The sequence below is a fragment of the Streptomyces microflavus genome (genome assembly GCF_014650075.1).
GTDB classification, from domain to species: Bacteria; Actinomycetota; Actinomycetes; order Streptomycetales; family Streptomycetaceae; genus Streptomyces; species Streptomyces microflavus.
The window spans coordinates 871,934-897,352 of record NZ_BMUG01000001.1 but is presented as its reverse complement, the minus strand read 5'-3'; the positions used below and the strand labels follow the sequence as shown (position 1 = coordinate 897,352).

Annotated in this window: 24 protein-coding genes; 12 read left to right on the top strand and 12 right to left on the bottom strand. The window is 72.6% G+C overall.

Annotated elements, in window-relative coordinates; all coding sequences use genetic code 11:
* Positions 1 to 2: 2 nt before the first annotated feature.
* The 3 genes from IE264_RS03925 to npdG all read right to left on the bottom strand — a co-directional run bounded on the left by IE264_RS03925 (position 3) and on the right by npdG (position 2,293).
* Positions 3 to 1,106: an ABC transporter permease gene (locus IE264_RS03925; protein ID WP_190167572.1), complete on the bottom strand. Its 1,104-nt coding sequence runs from the start codon at positions 1,104 to 1,106 to the stop codon at positions 3 to 5.
* Between the two features lie 147 nt (positions 1,107 to 1,253).
* Positions 1,254 to 1,436, bottom strand: a complete 183-nt coding sequence (locus IE264_RS03920) for a hypothetical protein (RefSeq protein WP_015608174.1) — start codon at positions 1,434 to 1,436, stop codon at positions 1,254 to 1,256.
* A 146-nt stretch (positions 1,437 to 1,582) separates the two neighbouring features.
* Entirely contained in the window at positions 1,583 to 2,293 is a 711-nt protein-coding gene (gene npdG / locus IE264_RS03915; RefSeq protein ID WP_015608175.1) for an NADPH-dependent F420 reductase, read from the bottom strand.
* A gap of 184 nt (positions 2,294 to 2,477) precedes the next feature.
* On the opposite strand from npdG, the gene IE264_RS03910 reads away from it, so the two are divergent.
* Both IE264_RS03910 and IE264_RS03905 read left to right on the top strand, forming a co-directional pair.
* Positions 2,478 to 3,080, top strand: coding sequence for a hypothetical protein (locus tag IE264_RS03910; RefSeq protein WP_032752996.1), 603 nt, complete (start codon positions 2,478 to 2,480; stop codon positions 3,078 to 3,080).
* 70 nt (positions 3,081 to 3,150) lie between these two features.
* Positions 3,151 to 4,458 (top strand): MFS transporter, encoded by a 1,308-nt coding sequence (locus tag IE264_RS03905; RefSeq protein ID WP_015608177.1) that lies wholly within the window; start codon positions 3,151 to 3,153, stop codon positions 4,456 to 4,458.
* A gap of 83 nt (positions 4,459 to 4,541) precedes the next feature.
* On the opposite strand, the gene IE264_RS03900 is transcribed toward IE264_RS03905, so the two are convergent.
* On the bottom strand, positions 4,542 to 4,799 hold the full coding sequence (locus IE264_RS03900; RefSeq protein WP_015608178.1) for a hypothetical protein: 258 nt from the start codon (positions 4,797 to 4,799) through the stop codon (positions 4,542 to 4,544).
* A gap of 58 nt (positions 4,800 to 4,857) precedes the next feature.
* On the opposite strand from IE264_RS03900, the gene map reads away from it, so the two are divergent.
* Both map and IE264_RS03890 read left to right on the top strand, forming a co-directional pair.
* A complete protein-coding gene (gene map, locus IE264_RS03895; RefSeq protein ID WP_032752997.1) occupies positions 4,858 to 5,715 on the top strand; it encodes a type I methionyl aminopeptidase in 858 nt (285 codons plus the stop codon).
* A gap of 208 nt (positions 5,716 to 5,923) precedes the next feature.
* Positions 5,924 to 6,589, top strand: a complete 666-nt coding sequence (locus tag IE264_RS03890) for a biliverdin-producing heme oxygenase (protein WP_015608180.1) — start codon at positions 5,924 to 5,926, stop codon at positions 6,587 to 6,589.
* Between the two features lie 32 nt (positions 6,590 to 6,621).
* On the opposite strand, the gene IE264_RS03885 is transcribed toward IE264_RS03890, so the two are convergent.
* From IE264_RS03885 to IE264_RS03875, 3 genes are all read right to left on the bottom strand, one after another.
* A complete protein-coding gene (locus IE264_RS03885; RefSeq protein ID WP_032752998.1) occupies positions 6,622 to 7,293 on the bottom strand; it encodes a PhzF family phenazine biosynthesis protein in 672 nt (223 codons plus the stop codon).
* A 78-nt stretch (positions 7,294 to 7,371) separates the two neighbouring features.
* Positions 7,372 to 9,066, bottom strand: a complete 1,695-nt coding sequence (locus IE264_RS03880) for an HtaA domain-containing protein (protein ID WP_032752999.1) — start codon at positions 9,064 to 9,066, stop codon at positions 7,372 to 7,374.
* An 84-nt stretch (positions 9,067 to 9,150) separates the two neighbouring features.
* Complete coding sequence (locus IE264_RS03875; RefSeq protein ID WP_032753000.1) at positions 9,151 to 10,629, bottom strand: HtaA domain-containing protein; 1,479 nt, start codon at positions 10,627 to 10,629, stop codon at positions 9,151 to 9,153.
* Positions 10,630 to 10,828: 199 nt separating this feature from the next.
* Here IE264_RS03875 and IE264_RS03870 point away from each other — a divergent pair, with 199 nt between their 5' ends.
* The 4 genes from IE264_RS03870 (at position 10,829) to IE264_RS03855 (ending at position 15,047) form a co-directional block, all read left to right on the top strand.
* Positions 10,829 to 11,908: a heme/hemin ABC transporter substrate-binding protein gene (locus tag IE264_RS03870; protein ID WP_032753001.1), complete on the top strand. Its 1,080-nt coding sequence runs from the start codon at positions 10,829 to 10,831 to the stop codon at positions 11,906 to 11,908.
* On the top strand, positions 11,905 to 13,083 hold the full coding sequence (locus IE264_RS03865) for a FecCD family ABC transporter permease (RefSeq protein WP_032753002.1): 1,179 nt from the start codon (positions 11,905 to 11,907) through the stop codon (positions 13,081 to 13,083). Before IE264_RS03870 ends, IE264_RS03865 begins: the two co-directional genes overlap by 4 nt.
* Positions 13,080 to 13,916 (top strand): heme ABC transporter ATP-binding protein, encoded by an 837-nt coding sequence (locus tag IE264_RS03860; protein ID WP_032753004.1) that lies wholly within the window; start codon positions 13,080 to 13,082, stop codon positions 13,914 to 13,916. Before IE264_RS03865 ends, IE264_RS03860 begins: the two co-directional genes overlap by 4 nt.
* A gap of 126 nt (positions 13,917 to 14,042) precedes the next feature.
* Positions 14,043 to 15,047, top strand: coding sequence for an SCO2278 family lipoprotein (locus IE264_RS03855; protein ID WP_032753006.1), 1,005 nt, complete (start codon positions 14,043 to 14,045; stop codon positions 15,045 to 15,047).
* 66 nt (positions 15,048 to 15,113) lie between these two features.
* Here the strand turns inward: IE264_RS03855 and IE264_RS03850 are convergent, their stop codons facing one another.
* A complete protein-coding gene (locus IE264_RS03850; protein WP_032753008.1) occupies positions 15,114 to 15,860 on the bottom strand; it encodes a bifunctional DNA primase/polymerase in 747 nt (248 codons plus the stop codon).
* Between the two features lie 152 nt (positions 15,861 to 16,012).
* Positions 16,013 to 16,642: a TetR/AcrR family transcriptional regulator gene (locus IE264_RS03845; RefSeq protein ID WP_032753009.1), complete on the bottom strand. Its 630-nt coding sequence runs from the start codon at positions 16,640 to 16,642 to the stop codon at positions 16,013 to 16,015.
* Positions 16,643 to 16,818: 176 nt separating this feature from the next.
* On the opposite strand from IE264_RS03845, the gene ddaH reads away from it, so the two are divergent.
* Positions 16,819 to 17,679: a dimethylargininase gene (ddaH, locus tag IE264_RS03840; RefSeq protein WP_336654486.1), complete on the top strand. Its 861-nt coding sequence runs from the start codon at positions 16,819 to 16,821 to the stop codon at positions 17,677 to 17,679.
* Positions 17,680 to 17,684: 5 nt separating this feature from the next.
* Here the strand turns inward: ddaH and IE264_RS03835 are convergent, their stop codons facing one another.
* Positions 17,685 to 18,680 (bottom strand): small ribosomal subunit Rsm22 family protein, encoded by a 996-nt coding sequence (locus IE264_RS03835; protein WP_032753011.1) that lies wholly within the window; start codon positions 18,678 to 18,680, stop codon positions 17,685 to 17,687.
* A gap of 199 nt (positions 18,681 to 18,879) precedes the next feature.
* On the opposite strand from IE264_RS03835, the gene IE264_RS03830 reads away from it, so the two are divergent.
* Entirely contained in the window at positions 18,880 to 20,208 is a 1,329-nt protein-coding gene (locus tag IE264_RS03830) for a hypothetical protein (protein WP_032753012.1), read from the top strand.
* Positions 20,209 to 20,234: 26 nt separating this feature from the next.
* On the opposite strand, the gene IE264_RS03825 is transcribed toward IE264_RS03830, so the two are convergent.
* Complete coding sequence (locus IE264_RS03825) at positions 20,235 to 21,641, bottom strand: multidrug effflux MFS transporter (protein ID WP_032753013.1); 1,407 nt, start codon at positions 21,639 to 21,641, stop codon at positions 20,235 to 20,237.
* An 88-nt stretch (positions 21,642 to 21,729) separates the two neighbouring features.
* Between IE264_RS03825 and IE264_RS03820 the strand changes: the two genes are divergently transcribed.
* Positions 21,730 to 22,725, top strand: coding sequence for a Gfo/Idh/MocA family protein (locus IE264_RS03820; RefSeq protein WP_032753015.1), 996 nt, complete (start codon positions 21,730 to 21,732; stop codon positions 22,723 to 22,725).
* Positions 22,726 to 22,731: 6 nt separating this feature from the next.
* Here IE264_RS03820 and IE264_RS03815 read toward each other — a convergent pair whose 3' ends face one another.
* Positions 22,732 to 24,420, bottom strand: a complete 1,689-nt coding sequence (locus IE264_RS03815; protein ID WP_032753016.1) for an alkaline phosphatase D family protein — start codon at positions 24,418 to 24,420, stop codon at positions 22,732 to 22,734.
* 153 nt (positions 24,421 to 24,573) lie between these two features.
* On the opposite strand from IE264_RS03815, the gene IE264_RS03810 reads away from it, so the two are divergent.
* On the top strand, positions 24,574 to 25,329 hold the full coding sequence (locus IE264_RS03810) for an SDR family oxidoreductase (RefSeq protein WP_032753017.1): 756 nt from the start codon (positions 24,574 to 24,576) through the stop codon (positions 25,327 to 25,329).
* Positions 25,330 to 25,419 lie beyond the last annotated feature (90 nt).

Here is a 25,419-nt window from a genome sequence, read left to right as displayed (position 1 = left end):
CCTCACACGGCGGCGGCCGCGGCCGTGTCCGTACGGGGGCCCCGGCGCCTCCGGCCTTCGCGCAGGGCGGCTGCGAGGATCGCCACGACGACCCCGCCGAACGCCCACGCGCCGAGGATCCACAGGGCGCCGGTGGTGGCGTTGCCGTCGAAGTAGACGGTGTTGCGGACCACGGTCGTACCGGCCCCCGGAGGCAGGGCCTGTCCGATAGCGCTCCAGAACGGTGGCAGCAGCGAGGACGGGTACACCCCTCCGGAGCTGGGGTTGCCCAGGATCGTGAAGATCAGGATGGTGAGGCCCAGGCCGACCGTGCCCGCCACCGACTGGAGGGCGACGCCCACGGCCCCGGAGGCGAACACCACCAGGGTGCCGATGCCGACCAGCTCCCAGAACGCGCCCGGCAGGCAGTCCAGCACCGGGCCCACGATGATCGCGCCGCCGATGCCCGAGACGAAGCCGTACGGGAGCATCGCCGTCAGCCGGACCAGGGTGCGGCGCAGAGTGGGCTTCTTCGAGCCGGCCGCCATGTTCAGGGCCGACGCGGCGAGGTAGCCGCCGATCGTCCAGCTGAGGACGAGGTAGAAGGACGACAGGCCCCGCGAGTCGCCTGCCGAGGGCGCGCGGAGGTCGCGTACGAGGATCGTGCGGTTCTGCGCCCGGGCGACCTCCTGGAGGATCTCCGTGGCCGCCGTGGTGGCCGAAGGTCCGCCCGCCGAGGCGACGAGCAGGGTGTCGGTGCGTCGGGCGGGGTCCACGACGAGGGCGGCGTCGGTGCGCCGGTCCAGCAGCCGCTCGCGGGCCTCGGCGCGGTCCGCGACCGGGGTGACCTGGAGGGGCTCGCCGGGGAGCGCTTCGAGCCGCGCCACCATCTCCCGCTCGACGGCGGGCGGCGCGACGAGGGTGATGGGCACCTTGTGCGGCTCGGGGGCGTGGAAGGCGCCCATGTAGGAGAGGGCGAAGCCCAGTTGGAGCAGGAGCACCCCGAGCATGACGAGCGCGGACCGGGTGGTGACGGCGTCGCGCACCTCCCCCAGGAAGCCCTGGGGCCCCTCACCCGTCCGTGCGGTCGATCCGGATCCGTACCCGTCGTCCCTCGCGTCTGCCACGCGGTCCTCCCTCGTCGGCCGCGCCACGGCCGTGGCGAGGCCGTCACATGGTCGGCCGCGGGCGGCGTCCGGGCTCCGGGGCGCGCCCACGAGGGAGGGCCCTCGACCCGAACGGCTCAGGGCCCACGAGGGGGGTGCGGGGAGGGTTCAGTTGGCCTCGGCGGCCGCCTCCATGCGCTGCTTGCGCACGTAGAACCAGACCATGTTCGACGAGAGCCCCGCGATCAGCACCCAGATGATCCCGAGCAGGCTGCCCTGGACGAAGGAGACCACGGCCGCCGCGACGGCGAGGACGCAGACGACGAGGGCGTAGAGAGCGAGGCGGGGCATGGGGGGCGGCTCCTGTCGGGGAACGGTCGCGGTCCCGTCCAGTGTCCCCCATGCCCCGTTGTGCCCCGCCTCTGGCCCGGGCCGGGTCCGTGGCTGGACCGGAAAAACCTCTGGCCCGGACCCGGTCCGTGCCTGGACCTGAAGGATCAGACGTCGGTGGTGCGCAGTCCGGCGTGGGCCTTGTAGCGGCGGTTGACCGAGATCAGGTTGGCGACCAGCGACTCGACCTGGTGGGCGTTGCGGAGCCGGCCCGCGAAGATGCCGCGCATCCCGGGGATGCGGCCCGCCAGCGCCTGCACGATGTCCGTGTCGGCCCGCGCCTCGCCCAGGACCAGTACGTCGGTGTCGATCTCCTCGATGGACTCGTCCTGGAGCAGCACCGCCGAGAGGTGGTGGAAGGCCGCGGTGACCCGGGAGTCCGGCAGCAGGGCGGCGGCCTGCTCGGCGGCGCTGCCCTCCTCAGGCTTGAGGGCGTAGGCGCCCTTCTTGTCGAAGCCGAGCGGGTTGACGCAGTCGATGACGAGCTTGCCGGCGAGCTCCTCGCGCAGGGACTCCAGGGTCTTGGCGTGGCCGTCCCACGGCACGGCGACGATCACGATGTCGCTGCGCCGGGCGCACTCCGCGTTGTCCGCGCCCTCGACCCCGTGGCCGAGCTCGGCGGCCGCCTCGGCGGCCCGTCCGGCGTCCCGGGAGCCGAGGGTGACCCGCTGCCCGGCGCGGGCGAGCCGGTAGGCGAGGCCGCGGCCCTGCGGGCCGGTGCCGCCGAGTACGCCGACGCTCAGGGCGGAGACGTCGGGGAGGTCCCAGGGGTCCTTGGCGGGGGGCTTGGGCGCGCTGCCGCTGTCCTGTGTAGTCATGGGCCGACCCTACTGCCAGGTAGTGCCCGGAATCCCGCCCCGGGGGCCTGCGATCTCGCTGACCGTACGACCTCCGCGCGGCCGGCCGGCAACCGCGCCACGAGCTTCCGCACGGTCCTCCGTTCGGGTGATCCGGAGGCCGGGGGCCACCGCCGGGCGGGGTGCGGGGGCAGGATGCCGGGCCATGGATGCCGTACGTGTCGCCCTGCTCCGTGACGTACTGGCCGGGACCCGGTGGCCGGACTCCGCCCGCCGGTTCGCGCTGGCGCTCCGCTCGTCCGTCGTACCGCAGGGGGGCGGGCTCCTGCTGGTGGGGACCGAGGCGTACGAGCCGTGGCATCTGGCGGCCCACCTGGCCGACGAGTCCACCTGGTCCGGGCTGCCTGAGCTGACGCCCACGCTGGTGCGGCACCGGGTGGCGGCGGGCGATCCGGCGCATCTGGCGGTCGGGCTCGGCCGGATCGAGGCGGCGGGGCGGGGCCGGACCGTGCTCCTGGTCGCGCCGGAGCGGCCGGACGGCGGGCTGCTGGAGCGGGTGCACGACGCCCGGCGGGCCGGGGCGCGGGTGCTCGCCCTGGACGGCGGTGACCCGGAGGTCGGCGGGCTGGCGCACGAGTCGCTGGTGGTGGCGGAGGACGACGAGGTGGACCTGGACATCGTGCAGCACCTGGTGAGCGCGGCGGCCGGGGAGAACAGCAGGCCGGTGGCGCGCGGCGGCCGCACCTTCCGGGACCGGCTCTCCCGTCTCGCGGACCGGCTGACCGAGCCGCCGCCGGGGCGGTGGTGAGGGCGGGTGGAGGCGGCCTGCGGAAAATCGGTTTGCCTGGAGCGTCCCGTAGTACCGATCATGGCCCTTCGTGACCGAAGCTCCTCCTGCCTCCCCGGCCTCCCCGCCCCCGTCCCGGCTCCGCGCCCTGCTGCCGGACCTCTCCCCGTGGCGGTCCTCGCCGGACTTCCGGCTGCTGTGGGTCCAGGGGCTGATCACGTACTTCGGCAGCTTCATGGCCCTCATCGCGCTGCCGCTCCAGATCAAGCACCTCACCGGCTCGCCGCTCGCGGTCGGGGCGATGGGGGCGGTGGAGCTGGTGCCGCTGGTGGTCTTCGGGCTGTACGGCGGGGCGCTCGCCGACTCCGTGGACCGGCGGCGGGTCATCCTGCTCACCGAGGCGGGGCTGGGGGTACTCGCCGCGATCCTGCTGGTGAACGCGCTGCTGCCGGAGCCGCTGCTGTGGCCGCTGTACGTGGTGGCCGGCGGGGTCGCCGCGCTGGCTGGGCTCCAGCGGCCCGCGCTGGACTCCCTGATGGCCCGGATCGTGCCGCACGAGCAGCAGACGGCGGCGGCCGCGCTGAACTCGCTGCGCTGGCAGATCGGGGCGATCGCGGGCCCGGCGCTGGCCGGTGTGGTGGTGGCGTACGCCGGTCACGGCACGGCGTACGCGGTGACGGTGTGCACGTTCGCCGCCTCCGTCGTGCTCTGTCTGCGGCTGGCCCCGGCGCCGCCCGCCCGGGACGCGCAGAAGCCGTCGCTGCGCGGGATCGTGGAGGGGGCCCGGTACGCCTGGAGCCGGCCGGTGCTGCTGGGGACGTACGCGATCGACCTGGCGGCGATGTTCTTCGCCTTCCCGAACACGATCTTCCCGTTCCTGGCGGACGAGCTGGACGCGGAGTGGTCGCTGGGGCTGATGTACGCGGCGGGCTCGGTCGGCTCGCTGGCGCTGGGGCTGACCAGTGGCTGGACGTCCCGGGTGCGCAGGCACGGGCTGTTCGTGGTGTTCGGGGCGGCGGTGTGGGGGCTGGCGATCGCGGCGGCGGGCTGGTTCTCCAGCGTGTGGGTGGTGCTGCTCTGCCTGGGGGTGGCCGGGGCGGGCGACATGCTGAGCGGACTGGGGCGCTCGACCATCTGGAACCAGACCATTCCGGAGGAGCTGCGGGGCCGGCTGGCGGGCATCGAGGTGCTCTCGTACAGCGTGGGGCCGCAGCTGGGGCAGGTGCGGGCCGGGGCGATGGCGGGCTGGACCGGGACCCGGTCGGCGATCTGGACGGGCGGGGTGGCGTGTGTGGCCTCGGTGGCGCTGCTGACGGCGGCGCTGCCGAAGCTGGTGCGGTACGACTCGGAGACGGATGAGGACGCGGTGCGGAGGCGGGAGGCCCGGGTGGAGGGGTGACCCGGGCCCGGCCTGGCGGCCGGGCTCCCGGGGCTCCGCCCCGTACCCCGCTCCTCAAACGCCGGAGGGGCTGAAAGATGTCCTCAATCGCCGGACGGGCTGGGGTTCCCCCCGGACGGGCCGGATTTGCCTTTGTCCTCGTCGTGCCACTTCGGGTCCGTGTCCCACTCCAGGTTCCGGTCGCGGGCCGTGTCCATCGCGTGCTGGGCCGCCTCGCGGGAGGTGTAGGGGCCGAAGCGGTTCTGGGCAGGGCACTCGGGGCCCTCCTCGACCTTCTTGTGCTCCAGGCAGTAGTACCATTCGCCCGGTTTGCCGACCGTGCGCTTCTTGAACAGGGCCATCGACGGCTCCTTTCCTCCCTGCCATGGTGCCCCGGGGGCGCTGGTTAGACTCGCTGGCATGTCTGGCCAGTCGCTTCTCGTACCAGGGGAGATCACTCCCGTCCGTTCCGTACCCGGAAACATCCGGCGCCCCGAGTACGTGGGGAAACCGGCTCCGACGCCGTACACCGGCCCGGAGATCCAGGACTCCGACACCGTGGAGCGGATGCGCATCGCAGGCCGCATCGCCGCGCAGGCGATGGAGGAGGCCGCCAAGCACATCGCCCCGGGCGTCACCACGGACGAACTCGACCGGGTCGCGCACGAGTTCATGATCGACCACGGCGCGTACCCCTCCACGCTCGGCTACCGGGGCTTCCCGAAGTCGCTGTGCAGCTCGCTCAACGAGGTCATCTGCCACGGCATCCCCGACTCCACCGTGCTGCGCGACGGGGACATCGTGAACCTGGATGTCACCGCGTACATCAACGGGGTGCACGGCGACAACAACGCCACCTACCTCTGCGGTGACGTGGACGAGGAGTCGCGGCTGCTCGTCGAGCGCACCCGGGAGTCGCTGAACCGGGCCATCAAGGCGGTCCGGCCGGGGCGGCAGATCAACGTCATCGGCCGGGTCATCGAGTCGTACGCGAAGCGGTTCGGGTACGGGGTGGTGCGCGACTTCACCGGGCACGGGATCAACTCCTCGTTCCACTCCGGTCTGATCGTCCCGCACTACGACAGCCCGCAGGCGACCACCGTGATGCAGCCGGGCATGACGTTCACCATCGAGCCGATGCTGACGCTGGGCACCCACGAGTACGACCTGTGGGAGGACGGCTGGACCGTGGTGACGAAGGACCGCAGGCGGACGGCGCAGTTCGAGCACACGCTGGTGGTCACGGAGACCGGCGCGGAGATCCTCACCTTGCCGTAATCACCCCAAAATTCCCTTTACCACCCACCGCGGGCCCTCCGGGCGTATTTTTTTACCGACAAGCAGTCGGGAACCAGTTGACTTAGGTAAACCTAAGTAGGAGGATCGGGCATACCGGCATGCGCCGCCGCAGCGTCGCGGCGGCCGCCTGCCGATATTTCCGTCTGTTTCTGGACTTCCCGTCCCCCTCGGTCCCCGGAGGCCCGCCTTGGACGCAACCGCCACCGTCACTCCCTTCTCGACGCTCATCCGCACCGCGTCGCACGAGCAGCACACCGAGGCCGAGACCTCGACCTTCATGGGTGACCTGCTCGGCGGGCGGCTGGGTGTCGACGCGTACACGCGCTACACCGAGCAGCTGTGGTTCGTCTACCGGGCGCTGGAGGAGGGCGCGGAGGCCCTGCGGAACGACCCGGTCGCCGGGCCCTTCATACAGCCCGAGCTGATGCGCTCCACCGAGCTGGAGCGCGACCTGGCGCATCTGCGCGGGGAGAACTGGCGCGAGGGTCTGGAGCCGCTGCCGGCCACCGCCGCGTACGCCGCCCGGGTCACCGAGTGCGCGCGCACCTGGCCCGCCGGATACATCGCGCACCACTACACCCGATACCTCGGTGACCTCTCGGGCGGCCAGATCATCCGCGACAAGGCGGAGAAGACCTGGGGCTTCGAGCGCAAGGGCGACGGCGTGCGGTTCTACGTCTTCGAGGAGATCGGCAACCCCGCCGCCTTCAAGCGGGGCTACCGCGAGCTGCTGGACGCGGTGAACGCGGACGACCTGGAGAAGCAGCGGATCGTCGAGGAATGCAAGCGCGCCTTCGCGCTGAACACCGCGGTCTTCCGGGAGCTGGGCGAGGTCTTCCCGCTCAGCGCGTAGTACCGGTCATCTCTCTTACGGCCGTCCGGGGTTCAGCCCCGGGCGGCCATCAGGACGCGGCCCCCCACCTCCACCGTGCCGTCCGGCGCGGGTGCTGTGAGGATCTGGGAGCCGCGTCCTTGCGCGATGTTCAGGGCCCTGCCGAGCCGCGCGCTCAGCAGCATGGCCGCCGCGCCCGTCGCCTCGTCCTCGACGATGCCCTCGCCGCGCCTCGGGAAGGCCCGCGCGCGGACCCGCCCCGCGGCCTCGTCCTCCCAGGCCCAGGCGTAGAGCCGGCCCTCCCCGGGCGGCGGTCCCGGCAGCGCCTCCACCTCGGCGGCCGTCGCGTACTGCTGGAGCATGCGCGGCGGGGCCCACTCGGGGCGGGCGGTGATCCAGGTGAACTCCCCGTCCTGGCGGGCGAACACGTCCCCCACGGGCAGTTCCAGGATCTCCAGGTCCAGCAGCCAGGCGGCGCCGACCAGCGGGTGCCCGGCGAACGGCAGCCGGAGGCCGGGGGTGTGGATGTCCACCCGGCCGCGCTCCGGGTCGTCGACGAACACGGTCTCGCTGAAGCCCAGTTGCCGGGCCAGCCGTCGGCGGGAGGCCTCGTCGGGGTGGCTGCTACCGTCGCGTACGACGCCGAGGGTGTTGCCGTGGCGTCCGTCGGGGCCGCAGAAGACCCGCAGGACGTCGATGCCCCGGGGTACGTCGTAGTGGTTCACGTGCGCATTCAAGCACCACGCGGGAACGGCCGCAGGGCCGTACCTGCCGGTACGGCCCTGCGGGTGGTGCGGAGTTGATCAGGCGGTGGCGTTACGGCGACGGCGCGCCGCGATGACGATGCCGGCACCGGCCGCCACGACGACGCCCGAGGCGCCGATCAGGGCACCGGTCGGAACGTCGGAGCCGGTGGCCGCCAGGGCGCCGGAGCCGCCGACCGAACCGCCGGCGTTCGAACCACCGGTGGTCGAACCGCCGACCGTGCCGCCGCCGGTGGTGGAACCGCCCGTGGTGGAGCCGCCCGTGGAGCCCGAGCCGCCGGTGGACTCACCGGACTCGCAGGCGATGCCGTCACCGTCGCCGTCGAGGTGGGCCGCGTAGCCCGGCTCGCCCTTCTTGATGGGCGTCACGCCGGCCGCCTCGGCCGCGGCGCAGTTCTCGTAATCCGTCGAACCGCCCGGAGGCAGCGTGGCGTCCTTGTCGAGCGAGACCGCGGTGGTCAGGGCGTCGAGCTCCTCGCCCTTCTTGTACATGCCGCTGAACGCCTTGGAGCCGTCCTCGGTGAGCGTCGCCGGGATGCCCTTGAGGTTCACGACGCCTTCCTTGGCGGCGAGCGCACCGGCGGGCACCTTCAGGTCGGCGAAGGTCAGGCCGGTGTAGGTGTTGACCTTGCCGGAGGCGCGGTCCTTGGTGGAGACGTCGGCGACGAGCTTGCCGGCGGTGCCCTGGACGTCGACCTTCAGGTTGCTGAGGGAGAGGTCGAGCTCGTACGCGCCGTTCGTCTCGTGGCCCAGGAAGCGCACCTTGCCCTTGAACTGGGCGTTGAGCGTGTTCTTTTCGGCATCGAGGCGGCCGGTGGCCTTGGTGAAGCGGTAGCCGTCGGCGTTGGCCGTGGCGCCGTCGCTCGTCTCGACCTTGCCGTGCGCGATCGGGCCGACGACGTACGAGCGGAAGGACTTCTTGAGGCCCCAGTCGAGGGTGCCGTCGACGACCGGGCCGCTGACCGGCTTGGCGGTCTCGGTGGGGGTCGGCTTGACGGGGGGCTTGACCGGCGGCTTGACCGGGGGCTTCACGGGCGGGTCGACCGGGGGGTCGACGGGCGGGTCGACGGGGGGCGCGGCCTGCTTGACCGTCAGCGTGGCCGGGTCGACCGGGTCGCCCTCCTTGTAGGCCGAGCCGAAGACCGCCGCGCCCTCCTTGGTGAAGGTGGCGGGGATGGCCGCGAACTTCATGCCCTCGGCGCCGTTCGACGCGGTGACGTCGGTGAGGTCGAGGTTGGCCATCGCCAGGTCGTCGGTGACGACGGCGTCCTTGCCCGGGGACTTGGTGGTCACGTCGACGGTGATCTTGCCGGCCTTGCCGACCGTGAGGACCTTGACGTCGGAGAGCTTGATGTCCAGGACGCCGCCGTGGGCCTCGTAGTGGACGCTGCCCTTGAAGGAGGACGTCACGGCGTGGGTGCCCATCGCGTACTCACCCTTGTCGAGGGGGAACTTGTACGTTCCGTCCTCGTTCTTGGTGGCGCCGTCAGCGAGGGTGGCGGTGCCGCCCATGCGGTCGATCATCGAGCGGAAGGACGCCCGGACGCCCCAGTCCAGGGTGCCCGACTCCAGCTGGTAGGTCTCCGAAGGGGCTCCGGCCGCGGCCGGAGCGTCGGCTGCCGGCTTGGCGGCCGGACCGTCGGCCGCGAAGGCCGGGAGGGCGAAGGTCGCGCCCAGGGCGGCGGCCGTGGCGACGGCTGCGGCAAGGGCTATGGGGCGGCGAGTTGCTGCCATGTCGGTGGGTCTCCTAGGGAAACGGGGGGAGGGAGGGAGGCGTGGGGGGAGGGGGTGAGGAACCATAAAGCGCGCATGGGGGCGTCAGGAGGTCTGGGGGGCGTCGGAGCCCGCGGAGGTGGCGTCGGCGTCGGGACCCTGCCCGGCCCCGCGGCGGCGGAGGGCGAAGAACGCTCCGGCCGCGGCGAGCAGCAGCACACCGCCGCCGATCGCGGCGTACGTGCCGGCGCCCGGGCCGGAGTCCGATGCGGCGGCGACCGGTGCGGCGGAGGGCTCGGCCGAGGCCTTCGCCGTGGGCTCGGCGGCGGCCGTCGGCTCACTGCCGAGGTCGGGCAGCGCGGGCAGCTGGGCCTTGTCGTCGACGGCGACGGCGAGCGAGACCGGGTCCATCTCGGTGCCCGCCCTGTACATGGAGCCGAACGCCTTGGAGCCGTCCTCGGTGAGGGTGGCGGGCGCCTCGGTCAGGACGGCGAGGCCCTCCTTGGGCGCGAAGTCCTTGGCGGCGAAGGTGATCAGGGGGACGTCCTTGCGGGTGGTGCCCGCGCTCGTGACGTCCGCCGACAGGGTGCCCTCGCCCTTGGCCACGGCGACCGTGACGCCGGCGAACTTCAGGTCGAGGTCGTGGGCGCCGGTGAAGTGGATGCTGCCGTCGAAGCCGGCGTCCAGCGTCTGCTTCTTCGCGTCGTACGTGCCCTTGCCCTGGGCGAAGCGGAAGAGCGCCCCGCCGTCCTCGGCACCGTCGGCGAGCGTCCACTTGCCCTGGCCGATGGAGCCGGTGACGTACTCGCGGAAGGTGCGGCGGACACCCCAGTCGACGGCGGCGTCCTCGAAGCGGCCCGCCTTCTCCTTCTCGGCCTTCTTCTTGGCCTTGTCCTTCTCCGCGTCCTTCTTGGCGTCCTCGTCCTTCTTCTCGGACGGGGCCGGCTTCGGCTCGGCGGCGCCCTTCGTGTCCACGGAGAGGCTGATCGGGTCGAGCGGCGTACCGGCGGTGTAGTAGCCGGCGAAGGCGGAGGCGCCCTGCGAGGTCAGCGTCGTGGGGACGTTGCTGAGGGCGATGGGGGTGGAGCCGCCCTTCATGTTGATCCCGCCGAGGGAGAGTGTGGCGAGCGGCACCTGGGAGCGGTTGGTGACCTTGCCGGTGCCCCGCTCCTTGCTGACCATGTCGGCGAAGAGCGTGCCGCTGCCGCCAGTGATCCTGATGGTGGGACGGCCGATGGTGAGGTCAAGCTCGTTGGTTCCGTCGGCCTTCTTGTGGCCGGTGAAGTGCACCCCGCCGGAGAAGCCGGAGCTGAAGGCGCCGGTCGCCGGGTCGTAGGAACCGTTGGCGGAGTGGAAGCGGAACTGGCTGCCGCCGACCGTGGCGGCGCCGCCGGTCAGGCTCCAACTGCCCTGGGCGATGGGGCCGGTGACGTAGCTCTGGAAGGAGGACTTGATGCCCCAGTCCAGCCGTCCGCCCTGCACCGTGCGGCTGGCCGCTTGCGCGGTGGTGGCGGGGAGCATCGCTCCCAGCAGCACCGCGAGGAGCGCGACGGCGAGCGCGCGGGCGGATCTGGACGGCAGCATGATGGACCCCTCCGAGGGCTGGATGTGCAGGTAAGGCTAACCTAAGGTATTCCCAGCCTGTGCCGGAACCCCTCCGGCACCTCCACACCATCGACACATACGTCACACCTGAACCACCCGCCGAACCGCCCGACCAGCCACCGGCGAACCACCCGCCGAACCACCCCTCGCACACCGCAGAACGACAGGACGGTGCCCAGTGCGCATCTCGCAGGACTTCGCCCCCACGAGCCCGGACACCGGACGGGCGGCCTCCGGCCGTCGGCCGGTCCGCGGCCGGGCGGGCGCCGCCCTCACTGCCGCGGTGGCCCTCGCCCTGCTCCTGACGGGGTGCGGCGGAGGTGACGGTTCCGCGCCGAAGGCCGCCAAGAGCTCCGCCGATGCGGACCGGGTCGAGCCGCTGGCCGCCGCGCCCGCGCCGAAGCTGCCGGTGACGGTGGACTCGGCGGACGGCAAGAAGGTCACGATCGGCTCCACCGACCGGATCGTGCCGCTGACCGGATCGCTGAGCGAGATCGTCTTCACCCTCGGCTTCGGCAAGCAGGTCGTCGCCCGGGACATCACCGCCACCTTCGAACAGGCCGAGAAGCTCCCGGTGGTGACCCGCGCCCACGACGTCTCGGCGGAGAGCGTGCTCTCTCTGAAGCCGACCGTCGTCCTCGCGGACACCACGACCGGACCGGCCGAGGCGATCGACCAGATCCGCGACGCGGGCATCCCGCTGGTCGTCGTCGAACCCGCCAAGGGGCTGGACGACGTCGGGCGCCGTATCGACACGGTCGCCGAGGTGCTCGGCGTACCGGCCGCGGGCACGGAGCTGAAGGAGCGCACCGAGTCCCGGATCGCCGCCGTGCAGAAGACCATCCCGGACCACGCCGACGGCAAGAAGCCCCGGGTGGCCTTCCTCTATCTGCGTGGTTCGGCCTCCGTCTATCTGCTGGGCGGCGCGGAGTCGGGGGCGAGTTCGCTGCTGGAGGCGGCGGGCGCGGTCGACGCCGGCAAGACGTCCGGGCTGGACAAGGACTTCACCGCCATCACCAGCGAGGCGCTCGCCAAGGCCGCGCCCGACGCGATCCTCCTGATGAGCAAGGGGCTCGACTCGGTGGGCGGCATGGACGGTCTGGTGAAGATCCCCGGCATCGCGGAGACGCCCGCCGGGATGGACCGCCGGGTCGTCTCCATCGACGACGGTGTGCTGCTGAACTACGGCCCGCGCACCGACCGGGTGCTCGCCGACATCGTCGAGCAGCTCTACCCGAAGGGCGGCAAGGGCCAGTGACCACCTCGTACGAGGAACGCACCGGGGAGCCGGAGTCCACGGGCACGGGGGCCGAGGCGGCCCTGTCCAAGGCCCCGGCAGCCGGGGAGCCGCTCGCCAAGGAGGCCCCCGACGGCGCCGCCGGAGCGAAGGCCGCCCCCAAGTCCCCGCGCAGCAAGGCGTTCGTGCTCACCGTTGGGCTCTCCCTCGCCCTGCTCGCCGGCTGTCTGCTCTCGGCCGCCATCGGCGCGTACTCCATCCCCATCGGGGACGTCCTGGCCTCCGTCCAGCACCGGATCGGGATCGGCGGCCAGCCGCTGGACCGGGTCGGCGAGAGCGTCCTGTGGAACGTCCGGCTCCCCCGCGTCGTCCTCGCGCTGCTCGTCGGCGCCTCCCTCGGCTGCGCGGGCGCTCTGATGCAGGGCGTGTTCGGCAACCCGCTGGCCGAGCCCGGCGTGATCGGGATCTCGGCGGGTGCGGCGGTCGGCGCGGTCGCCTCGATCGCGCTGGGGCTGACCTTCTTCGGCAACTGGACGATCACCGTCTTCGCGTTCATCGCCGGACTCGCCACCGTGCTGCTCGTCTATACGCTCTCGCGCTCCGGCGGCCGGACCGAAGTGGTGACGCTGATCCTCACCGGTATCGCCGTCAACGCCTTCGCGGGCGCGCTGATCGGGCTGTTCATCTTCTTCGCGGACAACGCGCAGATCACCCAGATCACCTTCTGGCAGCTCGGTTCGCTCTCCCAGGCCACCTGGCCCAAGGTGCTGGCCGTACTCCCCTGCGCCCTGGCCGGCCTGCTCATCGCCCCGTTCTACGCCCGCAAGCTGGACCTGCTGGCCCTCGGTGAACGGCCCGCCCGCCACCTGGGCGTGGACGTCGAGCGGCTGCGCATCCTGCTGGTCCTGGTCGTGGCGCTGCTGACGGCCGCCGCGGTCGCCGTCGCCGGGATCATCTCGTTCGTCGGACTGCTCGTCCCGCACCTGCTGCGGATGGCGAACGGCCCCGGCCACCGCTTCCTCATCCCCGGGAGCGCGCTCGGCGGTGCCCTGGTGCTGGTGGCCGGCGACCTCGCGGCCCGGACCGTGGCCGCCCCCGCCGAACTGCCGCTCGGGGTGCTCACCGCGCTCTTCGGCAGCCCGTTCTTCTTCTGGCTGCTGCGCAGGACCCGTCGTAAGCAAGGTGGTTGGGCATGAGGACGCTGAGAGACCTGTTCGCGGTACGCACCCGGGAGCTGCCCTCGCCCGTCGCCCCCGGCTCCCCCGCCGTCGAGGCCGTGGGGCTCTCGGTCCGGCTGGGGCAGCGGCAGGTGCTGGACTCCATCGACCTGACCGCGCACGCGGGCGAGGTGGTGGCGCTGGTCGGGCCCAACGGGGCCGGCAAGTCGACGCTCCTGGCCGCGCTCGCCGCCGATCTGGCCCCGGGGAGCGGCGAGGTGCTGATCGGCGGCCGCCCGGCCGCCGCCTGGACCGCGCCCGAACTGGCCCTGCGCCGCTCGGTGCTGCCGCAGTCCGCCGTGCTCTCCTTCCCGTTCCCGGTGGAGGACGTCGTACGGATGGGGCGGGCGCCCTGGGCCGGTACGGAGCTGGAGGACGAGGACGACACGGCGGTGGCGGCGGCGATGGCGGCCACCGAGGTGACCCGGTTCGCCGGCCGCCCGTTCTCCGAACTGTCGGGCGGCGAGCGGGCCCGGGTGGCGCTGGCCCGGGTGCTGGCGCAGCGGGCCCCGCTGATGCTGCTGGACGAGCCGACGGCCGCCCTGGACCTGCGCCACCAGGAGCTGGTGCTGCGGATCTGCCGGGAGCGGGCCGCCGCCGGGGACGCCGTGGTGGTGGTCCTGCACGATCTGGGGCTGGCCGCTGCGTACGCGGACCGGGTCGCCGTGCTGCACGAGGGGCGGATCGCGGTGGTGGGCCCGCCGCAGGAGATCTTCGACGGGGAGCTGCTCGGCGAGGTGTACCGGCAGCCGGTGGAGGTGTTCCCGCATCCGCGTACGGGGACGCCGCTGGTCGTCCCCGTACGCCCCTGAGCCCGAAGTCCCGGGGCCAGGTCACGTTGTGGGCGCTGTATCCGGTCCGCGCCCGCACGCCGTTCGCCGCCCGGTAGGGTTTCGACGGTCAGTGCGGGCGACGGATCAGAAGGCGCAGAGCAACGGATGACGAGAGGCCTCAGGGTGAGTCGGCTGACGGCGGGGCTCGCGGCGGCGACAGTGCTGTGCCTGACGGCGAGCGGCTGTGTGACGGTCCACGGTGAGCTGGAAGTGCTGCCCGGGGCGACGGAGTCCGAGGCCGCCCAGGCCCTCAAGGACTTCACCGCCGCCTACAACGCGGCGGACAAGGCGTACGATCCGGCGCTGGACGCGGACCGGGTGACGGGGTCGCTCGGGGCGATCAACCAGGCCGGGCTGAAGGCACGGCAGACGTACAGCCCGGGCGGCAACAAGACCCACGAGCCGCTGAAGTTGACGGACGCCACCTACATCATCCCGAAGAAGGCGGGCTGGCCGCGCTGGTTCCTGGCGGACACCGACTCCAACCGGGACGAGGACGGCGGGAAGCTCGACAACCGCTGGCTGGTGGTGTTCGTACGGAGCGGGCCCGACGCGCTGTGGAAGGCGTCCTATCTCGGGGTCGTCGCGCCGTCCCAGATACCGGAGTTCACCCTGGACGAGGACGGGCTCGCCACGCCGGTGGAGCCGCAGAACGGTGAACTGACCGTGTCTCCGGCCGACTTGAGCATCGCGTACACCGAGTATCTGCAGAAGGGCACCCCGGATGTGTTCGCCCCGGGCACGTCGACCTCGGTGTGGCGCGAGACGCGCCGCACGACCCGGCGGGCCGGGTTCTCCTACCAGTACATCGACCAGCCGCTGACCGGCGGCGGGTTCGGGCCGCTCGGGCTGCGCACCGAGGACGGCGGCGCGCTGGTCTTCTTCAGCAGCAAGCACTTCGAGCGGCAGGTCACGGCGAAGGGGCTGAAGCCGGAGGTCAACGCGGATGTGAAGGCGCTGATGACCGGCGAGGTGACCAACAGCCTGACCAAGGAGCGGGTCTCCAGCCAGCTGGCCCATGTGCCCGCGCGCGGGCAGGCGTCCGAATCCGGCGGCAGGGTGCGGGTGCTGAACCGGCTGCCGGGTCTGATCGCGGCCAAGGGCGAGTAGGAGAGAGTGGGAGACAGGAGGGGGAGGGGCCCGGAACCCGGGCCCCTCCCCCCTTCTCGTAACAGCTCAGCGGCTCAAGGGCCAGGCGATCGAGTCGTGGTCCAGCTCGCTCTGCTCGGCGCTGCCCGCGTACCGCGCGCAGGCCTCGGTGAGCGTCTCCAGCAGGGTCAGCGGGTCGGGCAGCTCGTGCTCGGGGCCCCGCACCCAGTGGACGTCGAGTTCACCGGGGAGCCGGGCGGGCGGCAGGAGTACGTAGCTGCCGCGGCAGTGCCAGCGCAGACCCGGATGGGCGTCCATGGTCTCGGGGTGGCAGTCCAGCTCGCAGGGCCACCACTCGTCCTCGTCCTCGGGGGTGCCCCGGGTCGCGGTGAAGAAGAGCATCCGGTCCTCGCCGGACTGGGCGACCGGGCCGACGTCGATACCCGCCGCGAGAAGACGCTCCAGGGCGCTGCGGCCGGCGGTGAGCGGGACGTCCAGCACATCGTGGATCATGCCGGTCGCGGTGATGAAGTTGGCCAGCGGCTGGCTGGCGGCCCAGCGCTCGATCTGGGGGCGGTCGGTGGTCGACTGCGTCTGCCAGGCGAAGGAGATGGGGTGCCGGGCGGGGGTGGGACAGCCGATGCGCTCGCACGAACATCGGTATCCGAGGGGGTGGGCGGCGGGGGCGATGGGCATGCCCGCGTCGGCGACCGCCAGGAGCAGCTCCACCCGGGCCGTGCCGTCGGCTTCGGCCCCCGGTGATTTGGGACGTCGCCGCAGCCACTGGGAGATCCTGCTCTCTGTGCCGCGGAAACGGCCGGAATCGGCGCCCATCTATCCCCTCACCTCAGCATTTCACCTCAGCGTTGCCTGTCCATCGTCGCACCATCCTGCGGTTGTGGTGGCCAGAGTTCACCAGCGGGGCCGTGTACCACTGCACCGAGTGAGCACCATCACGCCCGATGTCACCACATAACGGATAAGGATCAAGGTCGTGGGGCCAGCCCGCCGAGGGCGTAGTCCACGATCGTGTCGGCGTACGCATGGGTGAGCGGGAGGGTCCTGAGCAGCCAGCGGTGGGTGAGTGGCGCGATCAGGAGCTCCAGGGCGATCCGGGGATCGGCGTCGGGGCGGAGCTGCCCGGCCTCCTGGGCGGCCCGCAGCCGTGTGACATACAACGCGAGCTGCGGGTCGAGCAGCTTCTCGACGAACTCGGCGCCCAGTTTCGCGTCGACGACGCCCTCGGCGGTCAGCGCCCGGGTGGGGGCCTCCATCAGCGGGTCGTTCAGCTCGTCCACCGTGGCGCGGAGGACGAGCTTGAGGTCGGCGGCCAGGTCACCGGTGTCGGGGATGCCGTACTCGGCGCCGCCCGCCTGCGGGCCCGCCTCCTCGGCGGCCCGGGTGGCCAGGTCCAGGAAGGCCTCCATCAGGACGGCCGCCTTCGAGGGCCACCAGCGGTAGATCGTCTGCTTGCCGACCCCGGCGCGGGCGGCGATACCCTCGATCGTCGTGCGCCGGTAGCCGGCCTCGCCGACGAGGGCGAGGGCGGCGTCGTAGATGGCCCGGCGGGAGCGGTCGCTGCGGCGGCTGGAGTCGGGTTCCTTGTGGGGTGCCATGCGGCCAATCTAGCGCCGGGCGAGCCGATACGTATCGTCTTGCCCGGACCGCCCGGGATTCGGCCGGAAAGCGGCCGCCGGGCGGCCGCGGTAGGACGATCCGGTGAACCACCCGATCGGTCCACTGCGGATCTCGCCCGCACGGCGCACCATGGGCTCACGCACAGACCGTGCGCATCCCACCGTTCCGCGGTCCTGCCGCCGTTCGCGAGGAGCCCCAGTTGAACCGTGACGCCACCCCTCGTCGCTACCTGATGTGCGCCCCGACGCACTTCCGGGTCACCTACTCCATCAACCCGTGGATGGACCCGTCCAAGCCCGTCGACCTGCCGCTGGCCCAGACCCAGTGGGAGGACCTGCGGGACCGCTACCGCTCCCTCGGCCACACCGTCGAGCTGCTCACCCCCCGCCCGGACCTGCCGGACATGGTCTTCGCGGCCAACGGCGCCACGGTGATCGACGGGCGGGTGCTCGGCGCCCTGTTCGCCTACCGCGAGCGGTTCGAGGAGGCCGAGGCCCACCGGGACTGGTTCCGGGAGCACGGCTTCACCGACATCCGGGAGCCGGACCACGTCAACGAGGGCGAGGGGGACTTCGCGGTCACCGCCTCCTACCTGCTGGCCGGGCGCGGCTTCCGCTCCAGCCCGCTCTCGCACGACGAGGCGCAGGAGTTCTTCGGGCTGCCGGTCATCGGGCTCGATCTGGTGGACCCGCGCTACTACCACCTGGACACGGCGCTGTGCGTGCTGGACGCGGCGGCCGACGAGATCATGTACTACCCGGACGCCTTCTCCCCCGGCAGCCGGGCCGTGCTGCGCCGGCTCTTCCCGGACGCGCTGCTCGCCCGGGAGGCGGACGCGGCGGCGTTCGGCCTCAACTCGGTGAGCGACGGCCGCCATGTGCTGCTTCCCCAGGCGGCGACCGGGCTGCTCGACCCGCTGCGGGACCGGGGCTTCGAGCCGGTCCCGATGGACCTGGGTGAACTGCTCAAGGGCGGCGGCAGCGTGAAGTGCTGCACCCAGGAGCTGCGGGGCTGATCCGGTCAGCCGGTGCCCTCCGGCGGCCAGGGGTCGCCCCAGGCGATGTCCCTGGCCGCCCGGTACAGCTCGCCGTGGCGCTTGGTGACCGTGGAGCGGGCCAGGCCCTCGTCGCGGGTGCAGAGCTCCAGCAGCACCTGGCCCTTGCGGATCTGCGGCCTGCGGGTGATCCGGGCGGGGGCCGGGGTGGCGGGGAAGCGGGTGGCGACGACGTAACTGAACTTCTCGTCCTCGTGGCTGAGCGAGCCGCCCTTGACCTGGCGGTGCAGCGAGGAGCGGCTGACCCGGGCCGAGAAGTGGCACCAGTCGGTGCCGGGCTCGATCGGGCAGGCCTCGCTGTGCGGGCAGGGGGCCGCGATCCGCATACCGGCGGCGATCAGCCGGTCCCGGGCGTCGATGATCCGCGCGTACCCGTCGGGGGTGCCGGGCTCCACGATCACCACGGCCTGCCCGGCCCCGGCGGCCGCGTCGACCAGCTCGGTCCTGGCCTGCGCGGTCAGCTCCTTGAGTACGTAGCTGACGGTGACCAGGTCCGCCGGTGCCAGCTCCAGCGCCGCACCGATCCGGGCCCGCTCCCAGCGGGCCTCCCGCAGCCCCGGCACCCCGGACGCCTCGGCCAGTTCCCGGCCGAGGGCGAGCGCGGGCTCGGCCCAGTCCAGGACGGTCGTCGCCGGGCCCTCCCAGGCCCCGGCCACCGCCCAGCTCGCCGCCCCCGTGCCGCCGCCGACGTCGGTGTGGGTGGCGGGCGCCCAGTCGGGCGCGGCCTCGACGAGGGCGTCGAGGGCGGACCGTACGGCCTCGAAGGTGGCGGGCATCCGGTACGCGGCGTACGCGACGACGTCGGAGCGGTCCCGCAGGATCGGGGCGCCGGTCGGGGTCTCCCCGCGGTAGCTGGCGATCAGCCGGTCGACGGCCTGCGTGGCCTGCTTCGGCGGCAGCCCGTCGAGCAGCCCGGCCAGGGCCGCGCGCAGGGACTGGGCGGTGGGGAGGGTGACGTTCACCGCCGAATTGTAGGCGGAGGGGAACCCGCGGGCGCATTCCGCTTGGCCCGGGCGGGAAGGGGTACGGGGTCCCTGCGGCAGGGACCCCGTAACCGGTCCGGAACGGGATCTCCGCGAACTCCACGCGGCCGGAGGGCGGTTGCTACGCTGGCCCGCGCGAGATTGAGCACCAGATCAGGTTCGGTCCACCGGGGGATCCATGAGGCAGAAGGTCGTGCGGCTGGTCCTGGTCGGCGGGGTGGTCTTCCTCGCCCTGCTCCTTCTCCTGGCGACCTGCGGCGGCAGCCCGGACGGCGGCGGGGGCGGCAAGGGCGGCGGTGCGGCCCCGGTCCCGGTGAAGCGGGTGATGCCGAGCGCCGGTCCGGTGACCCGGCTCACCGTTCCGCCGCAGTACACCACCGACCGGGGCTGGGAGATCATCGGCTCATCCCCCGAGGTCGCCGTATCCCACGCCACGGGCCGCCTCGCCTACCTGGAGCGGCTGAACGACAACCGCTACCGGCTGCGCACCGTCGACACCGCCACCGGGAAGCTCGGCTGGCGCGGGCAGGCCTGGCGGCCGCCGGACCCGCTGCACTACCCGAAGCTCGCCACGGTCACCTCCAAGGACCGGCAGTACTTCGTGACCTGGTCGTACGGGAAGGTCGGCGACGGGTTGACCCCGGCGTCCACCTTCGTATCGCTCGACATGTACGACGTGACGGACGGGGCCCGGCAGCGCGTCGAGGTCCCGTGGTCCGGCGCCCCGAACGTCAGCACCAGCGGCCCCGAGATCGTGATCAGCGACGGCAAGGCCAACAGCACGCTGGTCGACCCGGTCACGGGCACGGTCTCCGAGCTGAGCGCGGACGAGCTGAAGTACCCGAAGGGCTGCCCGGCCTGCAAGCAGCTCACCGAGGTGTACGGGCAGACCGCAGCGGGGCTCCTCGTCGGCGGGGCACGGGAGTTCTGGGTGCGCGGCGGCTGGTTCAGCCGGAACGTGGCGCCCAAGGGCACCGACAAGGGCAGCGGTGTGGTGACGTCGGTGGCCGCTGACCGGGTGCTGGCGAAGTGGGCGCTGGCGAAGAAGGCGAAGCGGGCGGCGACCCACGAACTGTGGACGGTGCACGACGCGGCGACCGGCAGGCCGCTGGTCTCGGTGGAGTGCCACCGCCCCGCCATAAAGCCGGGGCGGTACCCGCAGGCGGTCCTCTCCCCCTCGGGCGACCGTCTGATCGCCGGGAACCTGGCGTTCGACCTGACGGCCGGGGAGGGCCACTGCTTCGAGGCGGAGGACGGCTCCAGCCATCTGACGCTGGCCACGGTGACGGACGACGGCATCGCGTACGGGGCCGAGAACGCGCGCGACGCCGCGGAGGCGCTGGCCGGGGGCGGGCTGCCGGTCGCGATGGACTTCGGGACCTGGACCACCGACCAGCTGTCGCGCAACGCGCGGCTGCCGGGGACGGAGTCGACCGGGGTCGGGGTGTTCCGCTGGACGGACCGGCAGGAGCGGACGCATCTGATCGGCTACCCCCGTACCGACTGAGCCCCGGGAGGGGGCCGGAGGAGCCCTTACAGTCCCCCGGCCTCGCGTCCCACGCGCTGCCAGGGGCGGCACAGCCCCAGGAAGCAGCCGACTGCGGCCACCGCGCACACCACCTGCACGACCGCCATCGGGACGGCCGTGTCCTCCCCCGCGATCCCGACCAGCGGCGAGGCGATCGCCCCGATCAGGAACGAGGACGTGCCGAGCAGCGCGGAGGCCGAGCCCGCCGCGTGCTTGGTGCGCATCAGGGCCTGGGCGTTGGTGTTGGGCATCGCCACACCCATCGCCGACATCAGCACGAAGAGTCCGGACGCCACGGGGACGAGGCCCACCTCGCCGAAGACGCCCGTGGTCATGAGCAGCAGCGCGACGGCCGCGAGCACGATGACGGCGAGGCCGAAGCCGAGCACCTTGTCGAGGCTGATCCGGCCCACCAGCAGCTTGCCGTTGATCTGCCCGACGGCGATCAGGCCGATCGAGTTGAGGCCGAACAGCAGGCTGAAGGTCTGCGGGGAGGCCCCGTAGATCTCCTGGACGACGAAGGGGGAGGCGGAGATGTAGGCGAAGAGGACGGCGAAGGCGAGCCCGCCGGTGACCATGTAGCCGGTGAAGACCCGGTCCGCGAGGAGTCCGCGCATCGTGCGCAGGGCCTCGCCGACCCCGCCGGTGTGGCGGCTGCCGGGCTCCAGGGTCTCGTGCAGCCACTTCCAGACGACGAGGGTGAGCACGATGCCGACGCCGGTCAGGACGACGAAGATGCCGCGCCAGTCGGTGAAGCGCATCACCTGCCCGCCGATCAGCGGGGCGATGATCGGGGCGACGCCGGAGATCAGCATCAGGGTGGAGAAGAACCGGGCCATCTCCACGCCGTCGTACAGGTCGCGGACCACCGCCCGGGCGATCACGATGCCCGCGGCGCCGGCGAGCCCCTGGAGGAGGCGGAAGCCGATGAGGAGTTCGGCGCTGGGGGCCAGCGCGCAGATCGCGGTGGCGATGACGTAGACGACCATGCCGAGGAGCAGCGGCCTGCGGCGGCCCCAGCGGTCGCTCATCGGTCCGACGACGAGCTGGCCGAGCGCCATTCCGGCCAGGCACGCGGTGAGCGTGAGCTGGATGGTGGCGGCGGGGGCGCTCAGGGAGTCGGTGACCGCGGGGAGCGCCGGGAGGTACATGTCCATGGAGAGCGGCGGCAGGGCCGTGAGCCCGCCGAGGACCATGGTGACCAGGAACCCGGTGCGCCGGGCCGCCTTGAGCCCGCCTGCCTCCGGGGCCGCCGGAAGCCCGGCGGGGGCGGTGACCTGCGGGGCGCCCGGGTCGACGGAGAGGGCGCCGGCGTCCCCGTGCGGGGTGAGTGGCGCGCTGTCGGCTCCGGGACCGGTCCCGGAGGTGGGTATGTGTTCTCGCTGGGCCCGGCTGCCGCCGCTGTCCGGCATTCTCGTCTCCACATCGTTGAATCCGCATCTATGCTCTCAGCTCGGCCGGAGTGGTCGATACCTCTTTTGTTACGGCGGTGGCACGGGCATGGGCGAGACGGTGCGCTGGGGTGTTCTGGCGACGGGCGGCATTGCCGCGACCTTCACGGCGGATGTACAGGCGCTGCCCGGCGCCGAGGTGGTGGCCGTCGCCTCGCGCACGGAGGCCTCGGCGCGGGCCTTCGCCGAGCGCCACGGCATCGACCGGGCCTACGGGAGCTGGGCGGAGCTGGTCGCCGACGACGCGGTGGACGTGGTGTACGTGGCCACCCCGCACTCGGCGCACCACGCGGCGGCCGAGCTGGCGCTGAGGGCCGGGAAGCACGTGCTGTGCGAGAAGGCGTTCACGCTCAACAGCCGGGAGGCGAAGGAGCTGGTGGCGCTCGCCCGGGACCGCGGTCTCTTCCTGATGGAGGCCATGTGGACCTACCTCAACCCGGTGGTCCGCCGGCTGACCGAGCTGGTGCGGGACGGGGCGATCGGCGAGATCCGTACCGTACAGGCGGACTTCGGCTTCGCGGGCGACTTCGCCCCCGGTCACCGGCTGCGCGACCCGGACCTCGGCGGCGGGGCGCTGCTGGACCTCGGGGTCTACCCGGTCTCCTTCGCCCACCTGCTGCTGGGCGAGCCGGACCGGATCCAGGCCGACGCACTGCTCTCCCCCGAGGGCGTCGACCTGAACACGGGGATGCTGCTGGGCTGGGAGTCGGGCGCCACCGCGCTGCTCTCCTGCTCGATCGTCGGCCACCACCCGACGGCGGCCACCGTCATCGGCACCGCCGGGCGGATCGACCTGCCGCGCGACTTCTTCCACCCGGACCACTTCGTGCTGCACCGCCCCGGCAAGGAGCCGGAGACGGTCACCTCGGGGCCGGGGCCGCAGGGTCTGTCGGGCATGCAGTACGAGGCGGCCGAGGTGATGCGCGCGGTCCTGGCGGGTGAGACGGAGTCCCCGCTCGTACCGCTGGAGGGGTCGCTCGCGGTGATGCGGACGCTCGACGCGGTACGGGACCGCATCGGCGTCCGCTACCCGGCGGACCGCTGAAGCCGCCTATGCAGGCGTGAGCCCCGGGTTCCCCGCCTCGGTGACGAAGGAGGCCGCCGTGGAGACCGGCGCTCCGGGTGTGGTGACGGCCGGCACCGTACGGAAGTCGGCGCGGGCCTGCTTCTCGGTGAGGGTGACCACCGTGTAGCCGCGCCGCCCGTCGTAGTGCTTCATGTGCGGGTTGGCGCGGGTCTGGTTCTGCCAGTTGGCGGGCCGCTCCGCGCCGTCCTTGCCGCTGGAGACGGAGGTGGTGACGATCTCCGTGCCGACGGTCCGCGAGGCGGGGTCGTCGAAGTCCTTCTTCAGGTCGAAGGCGTACGCGACATGGACGTCACCGGTGAGGACCATCAGGTTCTCGACGCCGGCGGACTCGGCCCCGGCCAGTACCCGCTGCCGGGAGGCCGGGTAGCCGTCCCAGGCGTCCATGGAGAACTTGTACGCGGCGGTGGGCACATCGCGCCGCTGGGCGAAGGTGACCTGCTGCGGCACGACGTTCCAGGTGGCGTCCGAGGCCCGCCAGCCGTCGGTCAGCCAGCGTTCCTGGGCGGCCCCGGTGATGGTGCGCGCGGGGTCCTCGGACTCCGGGCCGGGGGTGCGCCAGCCGTCCCCGTACGCCTGGTCGCTGCGGTACTGGCGGGTGTCGAGGATGTCGAACTGGGCGAGCCTGCCGAAGGTGAGGCGGCGGTACAGCCGCATGTCGGGGCCGGTGGGGCGCTGCGGGGTGCGCAGGGGCTGGTTCTCCCAGTACGCGCGGTACGCGGCGGCCCGGCGCAGCAGGAACTCCTCCGGGGTGACGTCGTTCTCGGGGATGTCGCCCGCGTAGTTGTTCTCGGCCTCGTGGTCGTCCCAGGTGACGACGAAGGGGTGGGCGGCATGGGCGGCGCGCAGGTCGGGGTCGGACTTGTAGAGGCCGTAGCGCAGCCGGTAGTCCTCCAGCGTGAGCGTCTCGCGGTTGTAGTGGGCGGGGAGGCGGCGGTCGGTGTAGGCGCGGGCGCCGCCGGTGGCGGTGACGGCGTACTCGTAGAGGTAGTCCCCGAGGTGGAGGACCACGTCGACGTCCTCGGCGGCCAGGTGGCGGAGGGCGGTGAAGTACCCGTCGTGGTACGCCTGGCAGGAGACGGCGGCCAGGGTGAGGGAGCTGTTACGGGTCCCGGCGGCGGGCGCGGTGCGGGTGCGGCCGGTCGGGCTGGTCCAGCTGCCGGTGCGGAATCGGTAGTAGTACGCACGGCCGGGGTCCAGGCCCTGGACGTCGGCGCGGACGCTGTGGGCGAACTCGGCGTGGGCGGTGACCGATCCGCGCCGCGCGACGCGGCGGAAGCCCTCGTCGTGGGCGAGCTCCCAGGCCACCTGGACGCGGTCCGCGGGGAGGCCGCCGCCGGGCTCGTAGGGGCGGGGCGCCAGCCGGGTCCAGATGAGTACGGAGCCGGGGAGCGGGTCGCCGGAGGCAACGCCGAGGGTGAAGGGGTCATCGGCGATCCGCCGGGCGTCGAGCTCGGCGGCGCTCGCCGTTCCCGCGGCGGGCAGGTTCATCGTGAAGGCGAGCGCGGCGGCGGCTCCCGCCCCGGTGAGCAGACGGCGGCGGTCCAGGCCGGTCCGGGATAACCGGGCGGCGGCGGTGGCGAGTTCGGCGGATCGGACGTTCTGGGTGGGTCGGACACCATGGCCGGGCGTCATGGAGGTCTGTGCGGATGTCATATGCCCCTCGCTTGCCGGATGCTGCCGGATGCTGTCGGAATCCAGCGCACCGCCCGCGCGCGACGCGCCGTGGTCGCGTGCACCACATCCGCATGGCGGCTCGATGAGCACCGCGTGCCCTGTGCACCGACCTCTCCCGTACGCTCCCGGGCCATGAACACTGATCGAAAAGTCGCCGTCGTCACGGGTGCGGGTTCGGGGATCGGGCGGGCCGTCGCGCTCGCCCTCGCGAGCGCGGGGTGGTCGCTCGCACTCGCGGGGCGGCGGGCCGAGCCGCTGGCGGAGACGGCCGCGGCGGCCGGGGCCCGGGACGCGCTGTGCGTCACCACGGACGTGACCGACGAGGACGAGGTGGGCGCGCTCTTCACCGCCGTACGGGAGCGGTTCGGCCGGCTGGACCTGCTGTTCAACAACGCGGGCACGTTCGGGCCGGGCGGCGTACCGGTGGAGGAGCTGGCCGCGGCGGACTGGCGGGCGGTGGTGGAGGTGAACCTGACGGGGGCGTTCCTCTGCGCGCAGGCGGCGTACCGGCTGATGAAGGAGCAGGACCCGCAGGGCGGCCGGATCATCAACAACGGCTCGATCTCCGCCCACGCCCCGCGCCCGCACTCGGTCGCGTACACCGCGACCAAGCACGCGATCACCGGGCTGACGAAGTCGCTGTCGCTGGACGGGCGCCCGTACCGGATCGCCTGCGGTCAGATCGACATCGGCAACGCGGCGACCGAGATGACCGAGCGGATGCGGACCGGCATCCTCCAGGCGAACGGGGAGCTGGCGGTGGAGCCGGTGATGGCGGCGGCCGATGTGGCGCGGACCGTGGTGCACATGGCGGAGCTGCCGCTGGAGGCGAACATCCCGTTCCTGACGGTCATGGCGACGGACATGCCGTACGTGGGACGGGGCTGAGGGAGCCGCCGGGGGCTTCGGGTGTGACCGTTTCTGTCCGAACGTGCCGTCAGGTGACCGACTTTGCGGATTCGTTCACTCCGGGGTGAG